The sequence below is a fragment of the Paraburkholderia sp. J67 genome (assembly GCF_905220265.1).
Taxonomy (GTDB): Bacteria; Pseudomonadota; Gammaproteobacteria; order Burkholderiales; family Burkholderiaceae; genus Paraburkholderia.
This window is the reverse complement of record NZ_CAJMZK010000027.1, coordinates 79,671-105,487: the sequence shown is the minus strand read 5'-3', so window position 1 is coordinate 105,487 and position 25,817 is coordinate 79,671. Positions and strand designations below refer to the sequence as shown.

Here is a 25,817-nt window from a genome sequence, read left to right as displayed (position 1 = left end):
CATAGTACTGTCGTGGAACCTGATTGCATCTCGTAATGGATTCGATAAAGAAGGACGTGCTTCTGGCTATTGGCCCTGGGAAAATTGATCAAAGCAGCCAGTGCAGTTACAGCTTATTTATCGAAAGCTGATCGACAGTGGAGATGGTGTGGACAGCGCGCGGATTTGCGTATTGAAGAATTGGATTTGCCTGCGATCTACTCTATACAGCACTAATATCGCGGAGATGCGACCTCAGCGGTAGCGACGACGAGGTACCACTATTTCGAAGCACGATCCGCCTGCGCTCCCGGAGTGGTATTGCACCGACCCGCCATGAGCACTGGCAATGGCTCGAACGACCGACAGGCCAAGGCCCGATCCACCGAATTTACGCGAGCGCGACGCATCGGCCCGCGTAAAAGGCTCGAATACCAGCGATGAGAATTCCGGACTCAATCCGGGGCCAGCGTCCTCTACGCTGATCAATACATCGTCGCCCGTGGCATGAGCGCGAATGAAAAGCGGACCGGGAATGGCATATCGCCTAGCATTGTCGAGCAACGCGAGCAACGCCTGACGCATACGCATTGCATCGCACTCCACAACAATATCCTCAAGCGCGAGGTTGACCGCCAGCCCCGCTTCGTCCAGCGCCTCGTTCATCGGCTCCACCGCGCGACGGATTTCGACGTCGATGTGCGTGGGCTCCATGTGCATTTCCAGCCGGCCGATGTCCTGCAACGTCACGATGTGCAGGTCGTCGACGAGGCGGGTGAGGCTTTCCACCTGGAACAATAATCCGCGAATTTGCGTGTCATTCGGCACGAACACGCCGTCCCTCATACCCTGAAGGCGGCCCCGCAAGATCGTGAGCGGCGTGCGCAACTCGTGCGCGATCGCCGCGTTCCAGGCGGTCATCTCGGCGGTCATGCGCTGGAGCCGCTCAGCCATGGCGTTGAAGTCGTCGACCAGCAATGCCGTCTCCCCGAGCGAGCGATCGCCCGGTATTGCACGCGCAGCGAGGTCCCCCGCCGCGATACTGCGCGCGCCCTCAGCGAGCGAATTCAGCGGTGCGAGAATGCGCCGCGCGAGCCGCGACGCCACGATGATCGCCACGACGAGGCCGATCAGCAGCAGAATTGCAAAGACAAGATAATCGCCCGGATCGGGAATGAGCAGTTCCTTCGGCGATATCGGTCCGGATGGCGGCGCAAGCGCAAACAGCAAGCCATAAATCACAATCGAGCCCACGAACGCAATGAGCATCGTGATGATCGAAACGAGCCCCATCGAAAGCACGATCTGGCGGCCCAGCCGCCCACGCTGGCTCATCGTCCCGTTCATCAGATTTCCGTCAATCGGTAGCCCACCCCGCGCACGACGGTGATCATGTCCGCCGCGCCAACCTTGTCGAGCTTCTTGCGCAGATTGCTCACATGACTGTCCACGGTGCGCTCGAGCGCGTCGCCACCTGGCAGGCAGGCATCGATCAGCTCGCTGCGCGTGAACACCCGATTGGGTGATTTGGCCATATGCGCAAGCACGCGAAACTCAGTGAGCGTCAAAGCCAGTTGCACATTTGATCTACCCTCGGCATCGGCAGCATCGGCAGCATCGGCCGCTTTGGCTGCAACGCGCACGCTCGCAATATAGCTCTGCGTATCCACTTCGAGTCGCCCCACGCGCAGCACCGGCTCGGTCCGCGAAGTGCCCGTGCGCCGCAATACCGCCCCGACGCGCGCCACGACTTCGACCGGGTTGAAGGGCTTCACGATATAGTCGTCCGCGCCAATGCGCAGGCCCTGCAGGCGGTCGATATCCTGATCGAGCGCGGTGACCACCACCACAGGCGTATCGCCGCGGCGGCGCAGCTCCGCCAGCACCTCCCAGCCGTCCTTGCCCGGCATCTTGATGTCGAGCAGCACGAGGTCGGGCTTGAGCAGCGGTTGCACGTCGAGCGCGGACTGCCCGTTGCCGACCTGATAGGTGCGATAACCCTCGCGGGTCAGGTAGGCGTCTAGTATTTCCGCGATTTCGGGTTCGTCTTCGGCGATCAGGATCAGCGCGTTCATGGTTCGTCGCGTTAGCGTGAGTCGGACTGACCCAGCATCGTGCCCCCACGCTGGCGTCGCGGCAACCCGCTCCATCGAATCTCCATCATAGCTCAACAGCTCCCGCATCCCGGCGCGTTGCGGGGCGACGGCTGCTCCTCCACACGCTCTTCACACAACGCCCATCATCCGCGCACAGCGCTGCGTCACCATGCGCGCTTCGGCATACCGCCGGTACGGGTTCACACACCAACATGAACGGACAACAGATCAAAACGGCCGCGATCAGGGGCACCACCGCGGTGGCCCTGACGCTTTTCATCATGGCGTGTCACGGCGGGAGCGGCGACGACGCCGCGCAGGATGCATCGATGCCGAACGTAAGCGTAGTGAGGTTGCATCCGCACGCCGTGCCGGTCGCGACGGAGCTGCCCGGACGCGTCGTCTCCTTCCTCGAAGCCGAAGTGCGCCCACAGGTGAGCGGCATCATCGAGCAGCGCCTGTTCGTGGAAGGCGCCGAAGTCGAGGCGGGGCAGCCCCTTTACCAGATCGATCCGGCCAGTTATCAGGCGGCCCGTGACAGCGCAGACGCCGCCCTGTCACGCGCCCGTGCGGCCATTCCGGCGGCCCAGGCCAAAGCCGACCGCAACAAGGATCTGGTCAGGCAGAACGCGATCAGCATGCAGGAATACCAGGAATCCATGGACGCACTCGCCCAGGCCAGGGCGAACGTGGCAGCGGCCAAGGCCGCGCTCGAAACGGCACGCATAGACCTCGACCGGACCACGATCCGGGCCCCCATTTCGGGCCGCATCGACCGCAGCGCCCTCACGCCCGGCGCCCTCGTGAGCGCCAATCAGGCTACCGCGCTCACGGCGATCCATCAGATCAATCGTGTGAACGTCGATCTGACCCAATCGAGCGCAAGCCTGCTCGACCTGCGAGAAACCATCGATGCGGGCCACATGACGAATTCTAACGGTGAGGCTCCGGTCAGGCTTCGGCTGGAGAACGGAGCGCTCTATCCGCTCGCCGGTGAGCTCGCATTCGGCGAATCGAGCGTCGCAACGGACACCGGCACCTATACGCTGCGCGTCACCGTGCCCAACCCGCGGCGCGTGCTGCTGCCCGGCATGTACGTGCGCGCGATCGTCGAAGAGGGCGTCGTGCCGCAAGGCTATCTGCTGCCGCAACGCGCGGTTAGCCGCGACGCGCGTGGCGAGGCCAGCGCGTTGTTTGTCCGCGCCGGCAAGGTCGAAGAAGTCACCCTGCGTGGTGCGCGTGCGCATGGCAACTTCTGGCTCGTCACCCAGGGCCTGCGCGACGGCGATGCGCTGGTCGTCGAAGGCAGCCAGCAGGTGAGATCGGGCGACGCCGCACAGAGCACCGAAGTGCTCGTCGATGCCGCAACCGGCGCGGTGCGCCCGCTGCCCGCGAGTCCATCGGGAGGGACCGGCACCGCCGCCGCTAACGCGCCCACGCGCTCCTCCGCTTCGTCGGCACAGCGGAGCTGAGGACAGTCATGTCGGCATTCTTCATCAAACGCCCTGTTTTCGCGTGGGTGCTCGCAATTGTCGTGATGCTGAGCGGCCTGCTCGCGCTCAGGCAACTGCCGGTCGCCCAGTACCCCGAAATCGCGCCCACCACAATCTCCATTTCCGCAACCTACGCAGGCGCGGACGCGCAGACCATCGAGAATTCGGTCACCCGCGTAGTCGAGCAAGGCATGACCGGTCTCGACAATCTGCTCTACATGTCCGCGAGTTCAGACGATTCGGGCGAAGTCCAGATCCGCCTGACCTTCAGCAACGCGGCCAATCCGGACGTCGCGCAAATGCAGGTGCAGAACAAGCTGGCGCTCGTCACCTCACAACTGCCTCAGGTCGTGCAAAGCACCGGGCTCTCTGTCACCAAGTCGTCGGCCAGCTTCCTGATGGTGGTCGGCTTCGTTTCGAAGAATGGCAAGCTCAGATCGATCGATCTGGACGACTACGTGGGCAGCACGCTGCAGGACCAGATCCGGCGCGTGCCAGGCGTCGGCAACACCCAGTTGTTCGGCTCAAGCTACGCCATGCGCATCTGGCTCGATCCCTACCGGCTCTCCCGCTACAGCCTTATGCCATCGGACGTGGAAACCGCATTGCGCGCGCAGAATGCCCAGGTGTCGGCGGGTCGACTCGGCGCGCAGCCCGCTCGGCCGGGCCAGCAGTTGACCGCCACGGTGACCGCACAGAGTCGGTTGCAAACGGCCGCGCAGTTCTCCGACGTGATCGTCAAAAGCGCAGTGGATGGCTCCGTGGTCCGCCTCAAGGACGTTGCCAGGGTCGAGATCGGTGCCGACAACTACACGTATGCGTCGACGTACAACGGCATGCCGGCCTCGTCACTCGGCATCAACCTCGCCACCGGCGCGAACGCGCTGGAAACGGCCCAGGGCGTGAAGCAACTGATCGACTCACTCAAGCCAACGCTGCCCGCGGGGGTCGATGTGGTCTATCCGTACGACACCACGCCGTTCGTCAAGCTCTCGATCCACGAGGTCGTGAAGACGCTGCTCGAAGCCATCGTGCTCGTCTTCATCGTCATGCTGGTATTTCTGCAGAACGTGCGGGCCACGCTGATTCCCACGCTCGCCATTCCCGTCGTGCTGCTCGGCACGTTCGGCGTGCTTGCGATGTTCGGCTACTCGATCAACACGCTGACGATGTTCGCCATGGTGCTGGCGATCGGCCTGCTTGTGGACGACGCCATCGTGGTTGTCGAAAACGTCGAACGCGTGATGGTCGAAGACCATCTCTCGCCGCTCGACGCCACGCTCAAGTCGATGCGGGAAATCACGGGTGCGCTGATCGGCATCGCGACCGTGCTGTCCGCCGTCTTCGTGCCGATGGCATTCTCGTCCGGCTCGACGGGCACGATCTACCGGCAGTTCTCGGTCACGCTCGTCACGGCCATGCTACTTTCCGTGGGCGTGGCGCTGATCCTCACGCCGGCCCTGTGCGCGACCCTGCTGCGGCGCCCGGAGGCGCACGGCGCAAGCGGTGGTTTTGCCGCCTGGTTCAATCGCGGCTTCGATCGCGGCTCGTTGGCGTATCGCCACGGCGTGGGCGGTGTGCTCGCGCGCGGCAAGCGCTTTCTGGCGATCTTCGTGGCGATCGTTGTCGCAACCGGTTGGATGTTCATGCGTTTGCCCACGTCGTTTCTCCCCGTTGAGGACCAGGGCATTCTGCTCACCACCGTGCAGTTGCCGCCCGGCGCGATGGCCGCACGCACGCGCGACGTACTCGACAAGGTCACCCACTATTACCTTCACGAAGAGAAGGACGCAGTAGAAGGCGTGATGGCCATCGAAGGCTATGGCTTTGGTGGCTCGGGGCAGAACGCGGGCATGGTGTTCGTGCGCCTGAAGGACTTCGAAACCCGGCACGCACCGAACCTTTCCGCGCAGGAAGTCGCTCAGCGCGCAAGCGCCGCATTCGCCGCCATCGGCGACGCTCAGGTCTATGCGCTCCTTCCGCCGGCGATCGATGGCATGGGCACATCCAACGGCTTCGACTTCTATTTGGAGGACACGCATGGAGCAGGACGCGAACGACTCACGCAACTGCGCGATCAGTTGCTTGCCGCAGCGGCGCGCAGCCCTGCGCTTGCCAACACGCGGCCCACGGGGCAGGACCCGGCGCCGCAATTCTCCGTGGACATCGATCAGGCAAAGGCCAGCGCGCTCGGCCTAAACCTCGCCGACATCAACAACACGCTCTCGGTGGCCTGGGGCAGCGACTATGTGAACGACTTCATCGACCGCGGCCGCGTCAAGCACGTCTATGTGCAGTCCGACGCCGACTTTCGCATGCAGCCCGCCGATCTCGACAGCTGGCACGTCCGCAACACGCAAGCCGCGATGGTGCCGTTCGCTTCGTTTGCCACGGGGCGATGGAGTCTGGGTCCGACTCGTCTGGAGCGTTACAACGGGGTCTCCGCCGTGGAAATTCAGGGCGAAGCCGCGCCGGGTGTGAGCTCGGGCATGGCGATGAGCGAAATAGACCGGCTAGTGAAGCAGCTTCCGCCGGGCGTCCGTCATGAGTGGACGGGGCTCTCGTATGAAGAACGTCTTTCGGGCGACCAGGCCAGCGGCCTCTATGCCATTTCTGTGCTTATCGTGTTCCTTTGCCTTGCTGCGCTGTACGAGAGCTGGTCAATTCCGCTGGCGGTGATGCTCACCGTGCCGATCGGCATGGCCGGAGCACTGCTTGCAGCGATGCTGTGCGGTCAAACCAACGATATCTATTTCAAGGTGGGCCTGCTTACGACCATCGGTCTCGCCGCCAAGAACGCGATACTGATCGTCGAATTTGCGCTGGAGCGCGAAGCGCAAGGCGCGAGCCTCATCGAAGCAACACTCGATGCCGCGAGACTGCGCCTGCGGCCGATTCTGATGACCTCGTTTGCCTTCATCCTCGGGGTGCTGCCGCTGGCCATCGCGAAAGGTGCGGGCTCCGGCGCGCAGAACGCGATCGGTATCGGCGTGATGGGCGGCATGCTCGCGGCGACCGTACTCGGTGTTTTCTTTGCACCCCTGCTTTATGTGGCCGTACGCGTTGCCGTTAAGGGCAAACGCTCATGAATACAATCCAGCTCACGATCATGTATTTCCCAAAATTCATCCCGAACGCGCAGCGCGCAGCCGCGCTGCTGGCTCTCTGCGCCGGCTCGCTGCTCGCGGGGTGCGCCGTCGGCCCGCGCTACCAGGCCCCGCACGCCGACGTGCCCGCCCAATGGAGCACGCAAGCCGGAGCAACGGCCACGCAGCCGGATCTCCACCAATGGTGGCTGCGCCTGAACGATCCCCTGCTCAATGCGCTCGTCGACGAAGCCGTGAGCGGCAACCTCAATGTGGCCACGGCTGCCGCGCGCATCCGCGAGGCGCGCGCAGTCGCAAACCAGAGCGACAGTGCGCGCTATCCTTCGCTCAACGGCACAGCGGCGTTCACGCGTGCGGGCGCGGGACCGAATGCCTTCGCCGGATCGTCTTCGACGCCTGAGCCCGGTACCTCATCGTTTGGCAGTCCAACTAATCTCTTTCAGGCCGGCTTCGACGCCAGTTGGGAAATCGATCTCTTTGGCGCGAGACAACATGCATTCCAAGCAGCACGTGAAGGCCTCGATGCGGCTCAGTGGGATCTGCGTTCCACCCTGCTGACGCTCATCGGCGACGTAACCACGCGCTACGTCGAAGCGCGCGGCTACCAGGCCCGCCTTGCGCTCGCCCGCGCCACGGCACACTCGCAGGAGGAAACCGCGCGTCTCGCCCGCGTTCGCTACACCGCCGGCTCGACCTCCGGGCTCGACGTTGCCAATTCGGCAGGCGAGGCTCAGGCGACGCTCGCCGAGATTCCCGCGCTTGAAGCCGCTTATGCGCAGACCGTGCACAGCCTGTCCGTACTGACCGGAAAGCCTCCGCGCGCGCTGCTTGCGCGCATGCAGCAGGCGCAGGATGTGCCCACACCGCCGCTGCCCGTTGCGCTCGGCGTGCCCGCCGACGTGCTGCTCTCGCGCCCGGATGTGCGGGCCGCCGAACGGCGTTATGCACAAAGCACGGCGCGCGTTGGCGAGGCTCAGGCCAATCGCTACCCGCGCGTGACACTCGTCGGCTCGCTCGGCACCTCTGGCACCCAGTTCGGCGATCTCGCGCGGCATTCGTCGATCGGCTGGTCGATCGGGCCTTCGGTGACCATCCCCCTGTTCGACGCGGGCCGCCTGAAAGCCGCCGTCGAGATCGCCGATGCGCAACGCGATCAGTCCTTCATCGCTTATCACGCCGCCGTGCTGACAGCCTTGCAGGATGTCGAAAACGCCAGTGTGACGCTCTCGCGCGAGACTCAACGCGCCGAGGGCCTTCAGCACTCCACCGATTCCTATAGCGAGGCGTCGACGATCGCGAACGCACTGTACCGTTCGGGCTCGACCAGCTATCTCGATCTGCTCATTGCCGAGCGCGCACTGTTCGCTGCACAAGACGCGCTGATCCAGAGCCGTGTTCGCATCACCACCGACTACATCGCGTTGAACAAGGCATTGGGCGGTGGATGGGAGGCGCCGATAGCACCGGATTGAGGAGATACAACAGGCACACTAACTGGTAGCCATGGTCTACGATGAGAGGGACCTGCTCGTTACTCGAGTCCCTCTCGCCGACTAGCTGTTCATCCAGTGCGTGAGCGCCGGCAGCGGTTGCCACCATTGGGCGACAGCAAGGCTCAGACCGCTGACGATCAGGCACCACATGCTCGACATCAGCACACCCACAGTTCGTGAGAACGTCCGAGGATTGTCGTTTTCAATTTGCAAAGCGCGATAAAGCGTGGCGGCCTGCAGGATCATTGCGCAGAAAGCGATCAGCGCGCTGATGGCCGCGAAGAGCGACCATCGTTGCGACGACGCATCCACCACGAAAAATTTGAGGTAGGCGAGCGTGGTGCCGGAGAGGAACACCGTAGCGCTTACGAGCGCTTGATGAAAACCACCAGGGATCTTGGGTTCCATGCGCGACGGCGGCCCGGAAGTGGTCAGTGCCCGACTCTAGCACAGAGTCCCGGGAGCCCACTATGTGTGGGCACTTGCCCTTTCATTGCCTTTTCGGCTGGGGATTGCAATAGCACCGAGTTTTCTCTATTGCTCGGCGTGCTTTACATACATCGAATGACGCGGACGGGCGAACACGCGCCTGACCATGGGTTCGAAGAATGACAGCGGCAATGTATCGTAGTCCTCCATGAAAGCCGGAGCGTCATATTTTTCGCAGAATTCAGCGGTGCGCAGGAAGAGTTCCGGCTGATCGCCGAACCGATCGCGAAGATTGCGATCAAGGCCAAGATGATGGAAAAAGTAGTAGCCCTGGAATATGCCGTGATGCTGCACCATCCACAGGTTTTCCGGACTAACGAAGGGCTGGATTATGGCCGCGGCAATATCCGCGTGATTGTAGCTCCCCAGCGTATCGCCAATGTCGTGCAGCAGCGCAGCAAACCATGTACTCCTCGTCGCGGCCATCGCGATATGCGAGCGTGGCGGTCTGCAGGCAATGTGTCAGCCGGTCAACCGTGAAGCCACCGTGACCGCCCTGCAAAATTTGAAGATGATCGAGTACGCGCTCGGCAAGCGCCGCGGCGTAGGGCTTGAATTCCCCGGCGATTGCAGCCCAGTCCTCGGGAGTGCCTTGACCGATGTGAGAAAAGGTGGCGCGCTTAGTCATGTATGCGACTCGCGACTTGCCCGGCGCACACATGAATTTCTGCTGAATCAACGATCATCATCAAGTCTCCTCATTCAGTAACGCTTCAGGTTTCGATACGGGCTTCATGAAGCGGTCAAGCTTTTGTAGCGAACGACCTTGCCGGTCTGCCGTTTCCGGCCACCCTCCCGAACGACTAACGACGGAAAGACGGATCCTTACGATCAAGTCTTCTCAGCAGTGCGGGCCATGCCAGATCGCCGAACGAACCCATCGTGGCAATCTTGCTTTCCGCCTCGATTGTTTCGAGCAGCGCCTTCGGCACCAACGAAAGCGGCTTGCCACCCGATTCGGCCAGAACCTGAATTCGACAAGCGGATTCTAGGGTGTACATCGCGAGAAACGCGTCGGGAATCGTCCGTCCGACGGCGAGCAGCCCGTGATTGCGCAGGATAAGAAGTTTGTTTTTACCCAGGTCGGCGACAAGCCGGGCCTTTTCGTCATCCCGCACCGCGATGCCTTCGTAATCGTGGTAGCCCAAAGTGCCGTATATCGACAACGCCTGTTGCGATACCAGCTCCAGACCGCCCTGCCGCGCGGCGATCGCCACCCCGTGCAAACTATGCGTGTGCAGCACACATCTTGCGTCTTCGTTGGCAGCGTGAATGGCGCTGTGAATGGTGAATCCGGCGGGATTGACCGGGAACGGCGTATCCATGACGGGCCGGCCGTTCAGATGCACCTTCACCAGGCTCGAAGCGGTAATCTCCTCGAACAGCGCGCCGTATGGGTTGATCAGAAAATGGTGTTCCGGACCGGGCACGCGAGCCGAGATATGCGTGAACACCAGATCGTCCCAGCCGTAGTGGGCGACGAGTCGATAGCAGGCCGCCAGATCAACGCGCAATTTCCATTCGTCATCCGAAACATGCGAGCGAACATTCGCACCTTCAGCATAAGTCAACGGGTCCATGCCCAGGGTCTCCAACGTGTCTGACGTAAGGAAATCTCGGCACCATATTGACACGGCGAACGATCCTAGATTGTCAAAAAGACTACAATCCAAGCGCTTGAAGCCTCAAACCGGATCCGCATTTCCCCTAATATCCGCGTGTACACGAGTCTCTCGGGCGAGCGACATGGCGCGGAGCGGTCGCGATGTCAGACGGAAAGAATAGCGAGCGGGTACGAGCCGTGCTTCGACTCCGTTCTTCGTCCCACGTCACACCTCACAGGTGAGCGCCGAGTTCGAGCTTCGCGATCGCGTTGCGATGCACTTCGTCGGGACCGTCGGCGAGACGCAGCGCACGCGCGCCCGCATACGCGCGCGCCAGCCCGAAGTCCTCGCTCACGCCACCCGCTCCATGCACCTGAATCGCCCAGTCGATGACCTGGCATGCCATCTCAGGCGCCGCCACCTTGATCATCGCGATCTCCTTGCGCGCCGCCTTGTTGCCGTGCGTGTCCATCTTCCACGCCGCGTGCAGCACGAGAAAGCGCGCCTGGTCAATGAGGATGCGCGCCTGCGCGATGCGCTCGCGCGTGACACCGTGATCGGCGATCCTGCGGCCGAACGCGACGCGCGAACTCGCGCGGCGGCACATGGCTTCGAGCGCGCGCTCGGCGCGCCCAATCAAGCGCATGCAATGGTGAATGCGCCCCGGCCCGAGTCGCCCCTGCGCGATCTCGAAGCCCCGCCCCTCGCCCAGCAGCGCATTACCGACCGGCACGCGCACGTTCTCGAACAGCACCTCTGCATGACCGTGCGGTGCGTCGTCGTAGCCGAACACGGGCAGATGACGCAGCACGGTCACGCCCGACGTGTCCATCGGCACGAGTATCATCGACTGGCGGCGGTGCGCATCGGGATGATCCGGCGCGGTCTTGCCCATGAAAATGAGGATCTTGCAGCGCGGATCGTTCGCGCCAGAAGTCCACCATTTGCGCGCGTTGATGACGTAGTAATTGCCATCGCGAACGATGTGCGCGGCGATGTTCGTCGCGTCCGACGAAGCCACAGCGGGCTCGGTCATCGCGAAACCCGAACGGATTGTGCCATCGAGCAGCGGCATGAGCCACGCTTGCTGTTGTTCGGCGCTGCCGTAGCGCACGAGCGTTTCCATGTTGCCGGTGTCGGGCGCTGAGCAGTTGAACGGCTCCGCGCCAATAGACGAACGGCCCATGATCTCGCACAGCGGCGCATATTCGAGGTTCGTCAGCCCAGCGCCGTACTGCGATTCGGGAAGGAACAGATTCCACAGACCCGCTGCTTTCGCCTTTTCTTTTAGCGTCTCCATGACCGGCGCCGGCTGCCACGCGTTGCCAGTCCCGCGCGCCGCGTCCATCTCCCCTTCTAACTGGCGTTCCGCCGCATAGACATGCTCGTCCATGAACGCGCTCAGTCGCGCCTGGAGATCCTTCACCTTGCTCGAGTGCTCGAAATTCATCTGTGTTGTCCTCTCTTCATTGCGAAGGCCGCGCATCGAACGCCGGCCCATCATTGCGCCACTCAGCCCGCCGCGTCGATTTGCTGTGCCACCGTCCAGGCCAGATCGGCGAGCGGCCGCGTGCGCTTGCCGACTTCGAGCGCCTGCGCGCTGGACGCATTGCCCTGCAGCGCACGCGCATACACGCCCTGCAAGATGCCGACGAGCCTGAACAGGTTGAACACGAGGTAGTAGCCCCAATCCGCCTCCGACACCGACTGGTTCGACGTCCGCATCACACGTTGCAGATAGCGCTGCAAATACGCGGCCTCGTCCGGTATGCCGAGCGCGGCGAGATCGATGCCTGCGAGCCCGCGCCCCTGATGCATCGGCATCCGCCATGTCATGCAGTGGTACGCGAAGTCGGCGAGCGGGTGACCGAGCGTCGAGAGTTCCCAGTCGAGCACCGCGAGAATGCGCGGCTCGTGCTGATCGAAAATCACGTTGTCGAGCCGGTAATCGCCGTGCACGATGCGGCTCTCGTCCCCGTCAGGCACGTGCTGCGGCAACCAGGCGATCAGGCAGTCGGCGGCTTCGATCCGTTCGGTTTCAGCCGCGCGATACTGCTTCGTCCAGCGCGCAACCTGACGCTCGATGTAGTTGCCGGGCTTCCCGTAGTCGGCAAGGCCCACCGCAGCGGGATCGACCGAATGCAGCGCCGCGATCACGCGGTTCATCTCGTCGTACAGCGCGCCGCGCTCCGCGCTCGATAGCCCCGGTAGCGCGCTGTCCCAATAGATACGTCCTTCGACGTACTCCATGATGTAGAACGCGGTGCCGATCACGTCGGCATCCTCACATAGCGCGTACGCGCGTGCGACCGGCACGCCGGTGCCCGCAAGCGCGCGGATCACCCGGTACTCGCGATCGATTGCGTGTGCCGAAGGCAGCAGCGCTCCCGGCGGCTTGCGGCGCATCACATAGCGACAGCCCCCTGCTTCGAGCAGGAAGGTCGGATTCGACTGCCCGCCCTTGAACTGCTCGACGTGCAGCGCGCCTGCAAAACCGTCTACATGCTCGCGCATGTAATCGCCAAGCCGCCCGGTATCGAATGCATGCGCCTGCGCAACCAGCCGCGTGCCGCTAAAGCTCATTTGCGCATCGCTCGTCATGTCGCCGACATCCCGCCGTCGATGGCCAGATACTGGCCAGTCACGTGCTGCGACGCATCGCTCGAAAAGTACGCGAGCGCGCCCTTCAGGTCCTCGTCGCCACCCAGCCGTTGCAGCGGTGTGCGCGCGATCACCTGGTCACCAAAGGCATCGAGCGTGTCTGCCGTCATCTTCGACGGGAAGAACCCCGGGCAAATCGCATTCACGTGGATGCCGTAACGGCCCCACTCAGTCGCGAGCGCGCGCGTGAAGTGGATCATCGCCGCCTTCGAGGTGTTGTACGCGATCGTGCCTGCTCCGCCCGACATGCCTTTGAGCCCCGCGATCGAAGCGATGTTGACGATCTTCCCGCTCCTGCGTGGAATCATGCTGCGCTTGCCGATCTCGCGCGTCAGGAAGAACGGCGCGTTCACGTTCAGATTCATGACCTTGTGCCACGCTTCGTCTGGATAGTCCTCCGCCGGCGCGCCCCAGGTCGCGCCCGCATTGTTGACGAGGATGTCGACGCGCCCGTGCGCGGACAGCACCTCGTCGACGAGCGCCTCGGCCATCTGCAGCCCGAGGCCCCGCGAGCCTCCCGTGACGAGCGCGATGCGCCCGTCGAGCTGAAACAGTTCCTTCACCGACACCACGTTCTCCTTCACTCAGCACACTTCGAACAGCCCGGCCGCGCCCTGGCCGCCGCCGATGCACATCGTGACCATCACGTACTTCACGCCACGTCGCTTGCCTTCGATCAGCGCATGGCCGACGAGCCGGGAGCCGGACACGCCATAAGGATGGCCGACCGCGATCGCGCCGCCGTTCACGTTCAACCTGTCGTCAGGAATTCCAAGCGTGTCGCGGCAATAGAGGACCTGCACCGCGAACGCCTCGTTCAGTTCCCACAGCCCGACGTCCTCGATCTTCACGCCTGCGCGCTCGAGCACGCGCGGCACCGCGAACACCGGGCCGACGCCCATCTCGTCCGGCTCGCAGCCGGCAATCGCGAAGCCGCGGAAAATGCCGAGCGGCTGCAAGCCACGCTGCTCGGCAAGCTTGCCGTTCATCACGACGCACGCGGAAGCGCCGTCCGAGAACTGGCTTGCATTGCCCGCCGTGACCACGCCGCCCGGCAGTGCTGGACGGATCCTCGATACCGCTTCGAGCGTCGTGTCCGCGCGAATCCCTTCGTCGGAGGCGATCGTCACTTCCTTCGTCGCGAGCTGGCCGCTCGCCTTGTCGATGATGGCCATCGTCGTGGTCATCGGCACGATCTCGTCGTCGAACTTGCCTGCCGCCTGCGCGGCCGCTGCACGCAGTTGGCTGCGCACGCCGTATGCGTCCTGCGCTTCGCGCGCGATATCGTAGCGTTTCGCGACGGTCTCCGCCGTCTGTAGCATGCTCCAGTACAGCTCGGGCTTGTGCTCGACAAGCCACGGATCGAAGCGCATGTGCTTGTTCGACTCGTTCTGCACGCACGAGATACTCTCGACGCCGCCCGCGACGATGGCGGGCGAGCCTTCGAGGATCACGCGCTGCGCGGCCATCGCGATCGTCTGCAAACCTGACGAGCAGAAGCGGTTCACGCTCACGCCTCCGGTCGTGACTGGCAACCCGGCGCGCAACGCGATCGCGCGCGCGATGTTGCCGCCCGTTGTGCCTTCGCCGAACGTGCCGCCCATGATCACGTCCTCGATCTCGGCCGGATCGATGCCGGCGCGCGCCACAGCGTGCAGCACCGCGTGCGCGCCCAGCGTCGCGCCGTGTGTCAGGTTGAATGCGCCTTTCCAGCTCTTCGCGAGGCCGGTGCGCGCGGTGGAAACGATCACTGCGTCGGTCATGTCGATATCCTCAATTGAAAGTGCGGCCTTCATCGGCGAGCTTCACGAGCAGCGGCGCGGGCTGCCACCACGCTTCGGCGCCGGGCTCGGCGGCGAAGCGCTTCAATGCGCGCACGACATTCGCGAGACCCACGGTGTCCGCATACAGCATCGGGCCGCCGCGATGACGCGGGAAGCCGTAGCCCGACAGGTACACGACGTCGATATCCGAAGCGCGCGCGGCAATGCCGTCTTCGAGAATGCGCGCGCCTTCGTTGACGAGCGCGTAGACGCAACGCTCGACGATCTCCTGCTCGCCGATCTTGCGCGGCGTGATGCCGCTTTCGCGGCGGAACTGCTCGACGATTGCGTCCACGGCCGGATCGGGAATCGGGTCGCGCTTGCCCGCTTCGTAGCGATACCACCCCGCACCAGTCTTTTGTCCGAAACGCCCCGCTTCGCACAGCGTATCGGCCGCGACGCGCGGCTGCGAGCCGGGCACCTCGGCCGCATGACGCTTGCGCGCGGCCCAGCCGATATCGAGCCCCGCCATGTCGGCCATCCGGAACGGCCCCATCGCGAGGCCGAACCGTTGCAACGCGCCGTCGATCTGCTGCGGCGAAGCACCCTGCATCAGCAGCCCGCCCGCAGCCGAGCCGTAGCGGACGACCATGCGGTTGCCGATGAAGCCATCGCACACGCCTGCCACGACGGCGACCTTGCGGATGCGTTTCGCGAGCGCCATACAAGTGGCGAGCACATCCGGCGCCGTCTTTTCTCCCCGCACGACTTCCAGCAGTCGCATCACGTTCGCCGGGCTGAAGAAGTGCAGGCCAATCACGTCCTGCGGCCGTTGCACAAACGAGGCGATCCGGTTCAGATCGAGCGCCGACGTATTCGACGCGAGAATCGCGCCGGGCTTCGCAATCGCGTCGAGACGGCGGAACACGTCGTGCTTCACGCTCATCTCTTCAAACACCGCTTCGATCACGAGGTCCGCATCCGCGAGCGCCGCATACTCCAGCGTCGGCACAATGCGTGCAATGCGTTCGTCAAGCTGCGCCTGCGTGAGCCTGCCCTTCTTCATCGACGCTTCGTAGTTGCGGCGGATCGTGCCGACGCCACGATCGAGCGCTTCCTGCTTCGTTTCGAGCAGCACGACCGGCATGCCCGCATCGGCGAAGGCCATCGCAATCCCGCCGCCCATCGTGCCCGCACCGATCACGCCCACGCGGCGGACGTCGCGCAGCGGCGTGTCGGCGGGCACGTCGGGCAGCTTCGACGCCGCGCGCTCCGCGCTGAAGATGTGACGCAGCGCGCGCGATTCCGGCGACGCCATTAACGTCGCGAAGATCTCGCGTTCGAGCCGAAGTCCCTCGTCGAACGGCTTGCCGACGGCGTTTGCGACCGCTTCGACACATTGCAGCGGCGCAGGGAACGGGCTGGAAGCGGCGCCCACATTCGTCCGCGCGAACTGGAGGAACGGCTCCGCGAGCGGATCGACGATCGCGATGTCGCGCGCGCGCCTGAACGCCCGCTTGCCGACGACCACATCACGGGCGAACGCAACGGCCGCATCGACCACATCGCTCTCGACGACTTCGTCGAGCAGCGCGGTGCCCGCAACCGCCAGCGCATTCACCGGTTGCCCCGAGACGATCATATTCAGCGCGCGCTCGACGCCGATCAGCCGCGGCAACCGTTGTGTGCCACCCGCACCCGGCAGCAGCCCGAGCTTGACTTCGGGCAGGCCCAGCGACGCATCGCGCCGCGCGAGACGGAAATGGCAACCCATCGCGAGCTCGAGACCGCCGCCAAGACAGTTTCCCGCGATGGCCGCCACGACCGGCTTCGCTGACGCTTCGATCGCGGCAATCACGTCGGGCAGCGTGGGCGCGCTCGACGTCCTGGCCGTGCCGAACTCGCGCACATCCGCGCCCGCGCTGAATATCTGCTCGCCACCGCTCAGCACGATCGCCTCGATCTCCGGGTCGGCAACTGCCCTATCGAGCAGCGCGACGATGGCCGCGCGCAATGCGAACCCTAACCCGTTGACCGGAGGTTCGCTCATCTTCAGTACACCTATATAACCGAGTTTTATCAACCCGGCAGGGATATTCGTCGACATGGAGTCCTCGTCAGGAAAACGAAAGGAAAACGAAAGGAAAACTGCGCATCTTGCCATCACGGTCAATCGTGGCGATTCTGAATTTACATTACATACGTTATGTATATCGGAGAAATGCTAACGCTTGCGAACGGTCGTGAATAGCTTGGAATGATCGGTGTAAACACCTAACAACCACGCAAATCATTGTATTTGTTAGATATTATTCTCAATAATATAATTACAGCAGTGATGTATAATTGCCTCGAAGGCCTGAAAACTCGGTCACGCATACCCTCAATTGCGGGTATGGCGCAGGCGAAAATGGCGTTGTCGAAGCACTCCAGCATCACGTTGGCCGCGAGCAGCCCAGACATAAAGCGTAGCCATCGCCGGTAGCCGATCCAATCGGCTGAGCAAATTGAGTCTGACCGGTTCGTCTGATCGATTCGTGTCTTATGATGATTTATCAGACTACCTGATGGAAAATGGGCGAACAGAACGTATCTCCATCGTTGAGTTTCGCCATCTCTTCCCTGCAGAGCAGACCATTGCGTACGTAATCCGGGTTCGAGTCGGGAAGGTCGAGGAACGTGGCGTCATCACCGAGGAAGCGCGGCACTAGCATATGACGCATCCAGGCGTTGCCTCAGCGCCACGCCGCCCAAGGCAGATTTGCCGTGTCCTGATGCCATGGACCTCGGCCGCTGTTGCCTCCTTCCTTTCGATGAGCAAAGTCTGTATCGCGCGATGGGACTCGTATCAGGCATCGGCTTGATCGCGTCATAATCACTCGCCATATTGTTAGTACAACAACTTAATATATTCATTGACGAGAAAAATTTCAGGCCGCCGCGCGTTGAGACATAAATCGACGCCTGGGCACTTGCTCAAGTGGTCCGGGTGCCTTGCCTGCGCGGATGCGAGAGCGGCGATTGCCCGGGTCGTCGTCTGCGCAGCGATGAATCGCGAACCGATTTAAAATAACAACTGTCGCATTAAAAATAAACAGGGTATTCCCTGCTTCACCGCGACTGGGTGGTCCATGCCAATCCTAACTTGACATTTACCATCACAAACGTTATGCACTGTCGTGGCGCGCTCGAGCGAGGACCGCAGTCCCCGGCTTTGCTTTCTGGAGGGACGACGTGCAGATGCGTTAATATTACAAATACCATTCATATCCAGCTACATTACGATGTAGTTGAAAGAAGTGCCTTGAGGCATGCCTCTCAGCTCAAACCACTCGACTTCCTATCTATGGCGCGCCCCCACTTCCCAACCTCGGCAAGACCGCAAGGCTGCTACCGGCCAGCCCCCCATCACGGCACGCAGAGGCAGACCGGTCGGGGATCACAAGATCAAGCGCGACAGCCTGCTCGCCGCCACGGCCGCCGTGATCGCGCGCGAAGGTTATGCGGGGACCTCGTTGCGCAAGATCGCAGTTGAGGCGGGATGCACCACGGGTGCCTTGAGCTACTACTTCGCGGACAAGGACGAGATCGTGAAGGCGCTTGTCGAAAGTTCGTTCGACTTCTTCGACACGATCCTTGAACCGTCCGAAACGCCGCTTGACGTCAGAACCACGCTCGAGCGGTGGATGAACTGGCAAACCGCGAAGGACCTCGATCCCCGGGTCGTGCAGTTTCAATTGTTGGGCCAGGCGAAATACGAGCCCGTTGTAGCGGCCGTCATTCAGCGCCGCTTACGCAGTATCGCCTCAAGCTGACGGCGCTGGTGGCCAACGACCAGAAGCGCGGACTCATCCGCAGTGATGTTCCCGCGGATCTGCTTGCCGATCAAATATGTGCGCTTGGAGACGGCTGGTCTGTCATGCTTCCGGTCGAGCCGGAGCGATTCAAGCCGCGTCGCCTCAAGGCGCTCATGAATGCCTTTTTCACCTTGCTGAACCCGCCCGAGGCTCAAGCGCAATCCGAAACGAGCGAGCCGGCGCACACGGCGCGTCGCGCGTAATGACCTGTTCCCGGCAAGCCGTCGGCCGCGTCATGCGACCGACTAGTCTTTTTCGTATCGCAGATTTCCAGGTTCGAGTCAATTGCTGCGGCGAAACCGCCGATCATGGAAATTGATCGAAACAACCTCCCCCGGTACGTGCTGGCGTCAGAACCTGTGTCCGAACCCGAGAATAGCGAAAATCTGACGGTTGTTTGACGATGGAGTGGCACCCGCAATTTCCGCTACTGCAGCCGACCCCAGAGAGTTAATCCCTGAAGCATGTTGGTAGAGAGCGCCGCCATAAACGTATGTTCGTTTCGAAAGCGAGTAGTTGCCGGCGAGCTCGACCTGTTGGTAACGCGCGGAGTTCACCCCTGAAGACTGAGTGTACGACCAGGCCGCGCCAAGGAGGAACGCCGGCGTCACAAAGTATTTGAAATTCAGTTCCCCGATGTTGAAGGTTTCGGTTCCGCGATAACCCGCCTCCGTCTCCGAGAGACCCGAGACCGCTGTTTCGCCGAGATCGGTGTATCGCGTATTGCTATAAACCGCTCCAATAGTCGCGTTGCCGAATGAGCAAGCCGCACCGGCAGTGAAAATTTTTTGTGCACCTGCGGACGCAAAACCCGCGTTGACGGTGCTAAACATATTGTTTCCCGTCGCGCTCGCCGATGGATTCGTGCCGTAGAACGAAAAATTTGGTTGACTTGCGACCTGATAGCCTACACCCAAGGTCACTACGCCATTAGCGTACGCCCCCCCGATCGCCATGATCCGGTGTTCAGCCGTCGATCCGCTGATGCCCCCGAAGCTGTACATCGCCTTGCCGGTAAAGCCGGCGATGGTCGGTGTCGTGTAGACCACCGCATTGTTGATCCATTGGAAGCTGTCGAGGTTGTCGACATCGCCTGGATGCGCGCTATAGCCGCCGCCACCGAACGACCAGGCGTTGGCTGTCACTGGCCAGACGTACCAGAAGCCAGGCGAGTACTGACGCCCGATCGTCACCGTTCCCGCGCGACCGGAAAGTCCAACGTCCGCCGTACGCCCAAAGATAGCGCCGTCATTACCTGCCACGCCGGAATTGCTCGAGAATCCACCTTCGATCTTGAAAATCACCTTCAGACCGCCGCCCAGATCCTCGGTACCCAGCAATCCCCAGCGATTCGACTCTGAAGTCCCACTCGACAGATAGTATTGGTTCTTTCCGCCAGCGTTCGAGTTGAAGACCAGTGCATTGTCGATGGCACCGTATAGAGTGACGCTGCTCTGCCCGTATGCGACTGAAAATGGAGCCAATAACGCAATGCTTATCAGGCGCTCCTTCACCTTGATATCTCCGGTTTTATATTCGCACTAGAAATTAATTGAAAATATAAGCTCCGTTGAAACCTCAGAAGCAATGTCGATATACACGACTAGGTTCAATGGCTTTAAATGGCAGACACGCTAGAGCTGTGCACGTTACCTTCGCCAGATCTGGAGACCACGCGCAATGACAGAACGATTTTCGCTCGGCGCGGATCCCTTATCGCGCGGGGACAATGTGAAGGCCGGATCCGCAGCGACATCCCCGCGGATCCGATCATTGATCAACGCTGTGCGCCCGGCGACGGCCAGACTATGCTCGCAGGAACGCAAGAGCAGGCCTAAGTTATGCCCGAAATGATTAAGGTTAATTGCGGGACGTTGGACTAATGTGGCCAATGCGCCTGATATCCGGCGCCATTTAATGCACAAGCGATATCACTGGCCGCTTGGGCGCCTGTTTCAATGGCGCCTTCGATGCCGCCGACACCGATGGCCGCGATGTCCGCACCCGCGAAACGGATGCGGCCGTGAGGCTTGCGCATCAATGGGGCCACCTGGGTCAGGTTGCCAGGCCGGTGATGCACCCACCCGCCCTTGGAGAATGGGTCGCTTGCCCAGTCCTGGCAGACGGTTTCCAGCACTTCGATATCCGGGATGAAGTCGCGCAGCGCCCGCTGCACGGACTCACGATCATTGCCGTCGAGCATCGACGTATCGCAACAGAAGCACACCACCAGTGTGTCGCCGTTGTCGTACCGCTCGGCCCGCGCTGTATTGATGGGATGCTTGCCAACCGGCGCGTGAATCAGGAATGGCTCAACCTGGCCCTTGACCCGGACCCAGATCTTGCTGGGCATGATCGCGTGCTTTTGCTCGATCATGGCGCACACGGCCTGCGCCAACGGCGGTGTGATCGAGACGTCGTTCAGCATGTTCAGGGGCAGCGCCACAACGGCGTGCCGCGCACGGATACGCTCTCCGCAGCGAGTGGTCACGACGATCTCCTGGCCTTTGTCCTCGATCGCGGCCACTGGCGTTGAAAAGCGCACCTCGGCTTTCGAGTCGGCGGCCATGGCGTTGATCAGGCGTCCGGTTCCTCCTTCGATCGGCCAGTGCCCTGCGACTTCCTTGAAAGCGTCCCAGTCGCCGAAATAGATCGCCGCCCAATACAGAAACTGCGCAAGGCCCTGCTCGGTCTCGGAACCAACCAGTGTCGCCATCATGTTGATCAACAGATCATGGTCGTGCGAAGAGAGTTCAAGCGAGTCGATCCGGTCGCGCAGGGTTTGCTTGTCGATCGCACTGACATCGGCGGCCTCGAAGTCGCCCATCCGGGGAAAGTATGCCCGCGCGTCGGCAAAAAACCGCTCTACCAGTGGCGTGGCTAGCAGCTTGAGTTCGACAGGTGTTCCAGAGTGCACCGCGCCGCCAGCGAGCCAGTACGCCCGGGTAATGGATAGCGGCGTCGCAAGGCCAATGCCGTAGCGTCTGAGCTCGCGCCAGATATGCGCCTGGGTCCAGTGGACATAAGTGCCGCCCATATCCAGGTGAGTACCTAGAACTTCACGCCACCAGGTTCTACCGCCAATGCGCTCGCGCGCCTCGATCAACACGACCGAATGGCCAGCCATGCTGAGGTCCCGTGCCGCAGTGACTCCCGCGAAACCAGCGCCAATCACCGCAACATCGTACGGATCCGTCATGAAAGGTCTTCTCCTTTGCTTCATCCGATGCGAAAGCCACGCAGGCCCGCGCCTGTTCATGCATCATGCGCTGAGTAAAGAACCCGTTCTTCAGCTCAAGCGCAGGTCATCTTCAGCGGCCATGCCAGCGCCCGGCGCTGTGTTTTTGTTCATTGCACTGCCAAGTTCTTCGCCAGCGACAACTTCGAGCGAACGGTTCGTGGTGCGAGGCCCAAACAGGACGACTGGAATCGAAAAGAGGATGTAGCAGGCTCCGGCGGCGAGCATCACCCCCTCCATGTTCCAGCGCGTGAAAAGCGCCGCCCCCAGGACGCCGGAGGCGGCCCCGCCGAATCGTCCGCCTGAAATCACCATGCCGCTGCCAAGCGCACGCAACTGCGTGGGAATCGTTTCCGGGATATAGGTGAAGTAGGCGTTGATGACCATTCCGGTGATGATTGCGGCAACGCCGCCAGCGCTGATCACCACCCAGTTGGTCGTCGACATGCCGAGCACGCCCAGCGACACCGCGCTGAGGACGCAGGTCGCGAGGATTGTCGACTTGCGCTCGCACCGGTCCAGGAGCCGCATGGTAATGAGCGGAGTGATCCCGTAAACCACGTTCCAGATAAACATGACGTAGTACGCCGATTCCTCCGAATATTTCAGGCCATTGATGAGTGCATAGGCAGCCCAGTTCCCGTACAGGTAATAGCCAAGGTAAGCGCCGAAATAGCCGATCGAAAGCACGGCCACGGTACGCCGTACGGCCCTGTGTTTCAACATTTCGCGCAGCGTAGGCTGGTGCGCGTTTTCCAGCCCCGTAGCAATCTGGAGCTCATCGAGCGAGCCGTGACGCAGTGCACGCTCTTCCAGATTGCCGACGATTGTTTCAGCACGAACGAACTGCCCTCTGGAGGCAAGCCAGCGGACCGACTCCGGAACGGTGAAACGCACCATGGGTGCGATCAGCAGCCCAACACTCCCGGCGATGAGCAGGTGGCGCCACGCGTTGGGGCCACCATGCGGAAGAACGAACATTGTCAGCGCCGCAGCGCCAATGCCCGCCACCACATAGCCCGACGACACAATAGAAGCGAATCGCCCGCGTGCTTTGCGCGGAAACATCTCTGCGACATAAACGAGCAACACGGACGTTGCGGCCTGCACGCCGATGCCGGTGACGACCCGGGCGGCCAGCATGGTTTCATAGCCCGGCGCAAACGCCGTGGCCAATGCGCCCAGCGAATATAGACTGGTGGACCAGACGAGAACGGAGCGGCGCCCGAATTTGTCCGAGAGCAGGCCTCCCGCGAGGGCGCCAATGATCATCCCTACAAAGAAGGCGCTGGTGACGTAGCCGATTTGCTCCAGACTTAGGTTAGTGTATTTTTTAATTGTGGGTATGGCGTAGGCAAAGATGGCGTTGTCGTAATACTCCAGCATCAGGTTGGCCGCGAGCAGCGCGGCCCACAGGTAATGCGTGGCCAACACCGGCACCCGATCCAACCGCGCAAGCAAATTGAATCTGACTGCCATATCTGAGCGATTCATGTTTTCTCTCCATCAACCCATTCGCTGTTCTTTTCTAATTTCCAGTTGCTTTCCGCGTGAACCACCGCTCGCCGGCAGTGGCATCGGGTCATCAACTGGCACCGCGCCCGGCAACCACGATCGGGCGAATCTCCACCATGCCCCCAAAATAGGGGCGACCCCGTCGAGTCACACCAGTGCCCATCTACGAGAGAACCCGGCGCCGCCGCTCTGTAGATAAACTTCAGCGCCATACGAATTTCTATTCATAATATTAGGTTTGCTTATCATTATCTAGCGCCAGGCCGACTCACCTTTCTTATGACCATGTTTTCTTCACCCTTGCGAAGCGGTTCAATGTTCGCTGGACGGGGACATGTGATCCATAGGAATCAAACGCTAATTCATTAGCATGCGTAATTACAAAATAAAAATAATCGATGAAGTCTCCACGTTTCCAGCCACTAACGCAAAATTGTAGATCCAGCAAACGCTAAAGTCGTTCTGGATCGGTACCGTTCAACGGAGCCGACGGAAACACGACACGCGGGATTGCAATAACAATTGTTATGTGAAAATAAATAGGGTACCCCTTCCGGTTGTGGATGCCCCCCCTTCTCCTGTGCGGCACTCCATGAAGCGAGTTCGGGAGTTTTCTCCATCCCCCATCCGCAGAGGAAGGCTCCATTCGAGGAGAGATCGTGGCTCACGCCTTCCCGTCGAAGTGGCTTCTCATGGGTCAGCGCAACTGCGTGCTTCGGCGTGTCAACTATCGCGATTCTGGTGGGCAGCAAGGGCCGGATAGGCTCAAACCCCAGCCTTCCCGGCTTCGCGTTGCTGCAGTTCTCGCCACATTATCTTGCCGCTGCCGGACTTCGGCAGCGATTCGACGAATTCGACAACCCGCGGTGCCTTATACGACGCCATGCATTCACGCGCCCATGCAATGATGTCGTCGGTGCTGACCGAATTCGACTGCCCCGGCTTCAGCACCACGAGGGCCTTGACCGTTTCGCCGCGATGCGCGTCTTGCGCGCCAATCACGCACACCTCCTGAATCGCCGGATGGTGGTACATCATCGCCTCGACCTCGGCCGGCCACACCTTGTAGCCCGACGCGTTGATCATCCGCTTCAAGCGGTCGGCCATGAAGAAATAGCCGTCCTCATCCATCCACCCGAGGTCCCCCGTGCGCAGGAAACGCTTGCCGTCGATCTCGACGAACGCTTCGCGAGTCGAGTCGGGATTGCGCCAATAGCCCTGCATGACCTGTGTGCCGTGCACGACGATCTCGCCGGTCGCGCATTGCGGTACCGGCTCAAACTTTGCCGGATCGACAACCCGCGCATCGACGTCGAAAATCGGAATTCCGAGGCATTGCGGCTTCGGGCGCAGTAGCGGATTGATATGTGTCGAGGCGATCGTCTCCGACAACCCGTACCCCTCGACATAATCGATTCCCGTGATGTCCTTCAGCTTGTTCGCCACGGCAACCGGCATGGCGGCGCCGCCGCCGCCCATCCATCGCAGACTCGACAGATCGTATTGGCCGAGCTTCGGATTCGACACGAAGTCGACGACCATCGTCGAGATCGATTGCCACCAGGTCACACGGTGATGCGCGATGATTCGCGCGGCCACATCGCGATCCCAACGCGGCAGCACGACAACCGTCGCGCCGCCGTATAGCTGGCTGTTCAGTCCGCCTTGCATACCGGTTACGTGGAACATCGGCAGCACCGACAACGCGACCTTATCCGGCGTGTCGCCGAGCCAGTGAACGCCGCCAACCGCCGTGCACATAACGCTGCGATGCGTATGCATGCAGCCTTTCGGCTTGCCGGTTGTGCCGGAGGTATACGGCATTACGCAAAGATCGTCAGCCCCCGCCGTTAACGGCCCCGGCATCATACGCATATCGAGCGCGTCAGACCAATGAACGACGCCGGGGCCCTCGACATGGCGCGTGGCGGTCACCAAATCGGGCGGCGTGATGCCAGGCAACTGTCCCACGTAGTCGCTGTAAGTCGCGACGACTACGTGTTCAAGCTGCCCGCGCGCATCGCCGACGAGCGGCGCGACACGCGGATACAGGTCCTGCGCGACGAATACGGTACGCGCGCCGCTGTCCTCGATGTAATGGCGCAGCTCGTCTGTCGTGTTCATAGGATTGACCGGCACGACGACCGCGTTGGCGCGCAGGATTCCGTAATACGCGACCATCCATTGCGGGCTGTTCTGCATGTAGAGCATCACACGGTCTCCGGCCTTCACACCGCAGCGCTGCTGCAGAAAGCCTGCCAGCCGCTGCGCCTCGTCCCTGAACTGCGCGAACGTGATTGAGGCGCCGTAGAACACGATGAATGGCTTGTCCGGATAGCGCGCCGCCGCGACTTCCGCGTTATAGAAAAGATTCGTCGCCGGCAACGTCAGATGTGTCGGCAGGTGCGCTGGCCAGAATGGCGACCGGGTCGCGGGCATGGCTTGACTCCGTTGTTCATCGAACATCAAGTTACAGGTGGGCACCGGGCTCCAGTTTCGCGATCATGCCGCTATCCACCTTC

General features: G+C 61.7%; 18 protein-coding genes and 1 pseudogene. 5 read left to right on the top strand and 14 right to left on the bottom strand.

What is annotated here, in order from left to right:
* Positions 1-234: 234 nt before the first annotated feature.
* On the bottom strand, positions 235-1,326 hold the full coding sequence (locus U5782_RS33070; RefSeq protein ID WP_322048059.1) for an ATP-binding protein: 1,092 nt from the start codon (positions 1,324-1,326) through the stop codon (positions 235-237).
* A complete protein-coding gene (locus tag U5782_RS33065; protein WP_322048058.1) occupies positions 1,326-2,054 on the bottom strand; it encodes a response regulator in 729 nt (242 codons plus the stop codon). The genes U5782_RS33070 and U5782_RS33065 overlap by 1 nt, the downstream gene beginning before the upstream one ends.
* 281 nt (positions 2,055-2,335) lie before the next feature.
* Here U5782_RS33065 and U5782_RS33060 point away from each other — a divergent pair, with 281 nt between their 5' ends.
* From U5782_RS33060 to U5782_RS33050, 3 genes are read left to right on the top strand one after another with little or no spacing between them, the layout of a single operon-like run.
* Complete coding sequence (locus tag U5782_RS33060) at positions 2,336-3,547, top strand: efflux RND transporter periplasmic adaptor subunit (RefSeq protein WP_322048057.1); 1,212 nt, start codon at positions 2,336-2,338, stop codon at positions 3,545-3,547.
* Between the two features lie 8 nt (positions 3,548-3,555).
* Positions 3,556-6,657 carry an efflux RND transporter permease subunit gene (locus tag U5782_RS33055; RefSeq protein WP_322048056.1) on the top strand — a complete coding sequence of 1,034 codons (3,102 nt, stop codon included), beginning with the start codon at positions 3,556-3,558 and terminating at the stop codon, positions 6,655-6,657.
* Positions 6,654-8,147, top strand: coding sequence for an efflux transporter outer membrane subunit (locus U5782_RS33050; protein ID WP_322048055.1), 1,494 nt, complete (start codon positions 6,654-6,656; stop codon positions 8,145-8,147). The genes U5782_RS33055 and U5782_RS33050 overlap by 4 nt, the downstream gene beginning before the upstream one ends.
* Positions 8,148-8,228: 81 nt before the next feature.
* Here the strand turns inward: U5782_RS33050 and U5782_RS33045 are convergent, their stop codons facing one another.
* The 8 genes and pseudogenes from U5782_RS33045 to U5782_RS33010 form a co-directional block, all read right to left on the bottom strand.
* Positions 8,229-8,576 (bottom strand): hypothetical protein, encoded by a 348-nt coding sequence (locus U5782_RS33045; RefSeq protein ID WP_321845103.1) that lies wholly within the window; start codon positions 8,574-8,576, stop codon positions 8,229-8,231.
* Positions 8,577-8,702: 126 nt separating this feature from the next.
* Positions 8,703-9,285: pseudogene (locus U5782_RS33040) on the bottom strand (HD domain-containing protein).
* A gap of 175 nt (positions 9,286-9,460) precedes the next feature.
* Entirely contained in the window at positions 9,461-10,237 is a 777-nt protein-coding gene (locus tag U5782_RS33035; protein WP_321845102.1) for a class II aldolase/adducin family protein, read from the bottom strand.
* Between the two features lie 256 nt (positions 10,238-10,493).
* Entirely contained in the window at positions 10,494-11,711 is a 1,218-nt protein-coding gene (locus tag U5782_RS33030) for an acyl-CoA dehydrogenase family protein (protein WP_321845101.1), read from the bottom strand.
* Positions 11,712-11,773: 62 nt separating this feature from the next.
* Positions 11,774-12,862 (bottom strand): phosphotransferase, encoded by a 1,089-nt coding sequence (locus U5782_RS33025; protein ID WP_321845100.1) that lies wholly within the window; start codon positions 12,860-12,862, stop codon positions 11,774-11,776.
* Positions 12,859-13,491 (bottom strand): SDR family oxidoreductase, encoded by a 633-nt coding sequence (locus tag U5782_RS33020; protein WP_415914447.1) that lies wholly within the window; start codon positions 13,489-13,491, stop codon positions 12,859-12,861. The genes U5782_RS33025 and U5782_RS33020 overlap by 4 nt, the downstream gene beginning before the upstream one ends.
* A 15-nt stretch (positions 13,492-13,506) precedes the next feature.
* Positions 13,507-14,685 (bottom strand): acetyl-CoA C-acyltransferase, encoded by a 1,179-nt coding sequence (locus U5782_RS33015; protein ID WP_321845099.1) that lies wholly within the window; start codon positions 14,683-14,685, stop codon positions 13,507-13,509.
* Positions 14,686-14,695: 10 nt separating this feature from the next.
* Positions 14,696-16,792 (bottom strand): 3-hydroxyacyl-CoA dehydrogenase NAD-binding domain-containing protein, encoded by a 2,097-nt coding sequence (locus U5782_RS33010; RefSeq protein ID WP_322048054.1) that lies wholly within the window; start codon positions 16,790-16,792, stop codon positions 14,696-14,698.
* A 1,204-nt stretch (positions 16,793-17,996) separates the two neighbouring features.
* Between U5782_RS33010 and U5782_RS33005 the strand changes: the two genes are divergently transcribed.
* Together U5782_RS33005 and U5782_RS33000 are read left to right on the top strand one after the other, a co-directional pair.
* Positions 17,997-18,500 carry a TetR/AcrR family transcriptional regulator gene (locus U5782_RS33005; protein ID WP_321845097.1) on the top strand — a complete coding sequence of 168 codons (504 nt, stop codon included), beginning with the start codon at positions 17,997-17,999 and terminating at the stop codon, positions 18,498-18,500.
* Between the two features lie 8 nt (positions 18,501-18,508).
* A complete protein-coding gene (locus U5782_RS33000) occupies positions 18,509-18,745 on the top strand; it encodes a hypothetical protein (RefSeq protein ID WP_321845096.1) in 237 nt (78 codons plus the stop codon).
* 147 nt (positions 18,746-18,892) lie between these two features.
* Here U5782_RS33000 and U5782_RS32995 read toward each other — a convergent pair whose 3' ends face one another.
* From U5782_RS32995 to U5782_RS32980, 4 genes are all read right to left on the bottom strand, one after another.
* Positions 18,893-20,056, bottom strand: coding sequence for a porin (locus U5782_RS32995; protein WP_321845095.1), 1,164 nt, complete (start codon positions 20,054-20,056; stop codon positions 18,893-18,895).
* 365 nt (positions 20,057-20,421) lie between these two features.
* Positions 20,422-21,741: an NAD(P)/FAD-dependent oxidoreductase gene (locus tag U5782_RS32990; RefSeq protein WP_321845093.1), complete on the bottom strand. Its 1,320-nt coding sequence runs from the start codon at positions 21,739-21,741 to the stop codon at positions 20,422-20,424.
* A gap of 90 nt (positions 21,742-21,831) precedes the next feature.
* Entirely contained in the window at positions 21,832-23,274 is a 1,443-nt protein-coding gene (locus U5782_RS32985; RefSeq protein ID WP_321845091.1) for an MFS transporter, read from the bottom strand.
* Positions 23,275-24,060: 786 nt separating this feature from the next.
* Positions 24,061-25,734, bottom strand: coding sequence for a long-chain fatty acid--CoA ligase (locus tag U5782_RS32980; protein WP_322048075.1), 1,674 nt, complete (start codon positions 25,732-25,734; stop codon positions 24,061-24,063).
* Between the last annotated feature and the right edge of the window lie 83 nt (positions 25,735-25,817).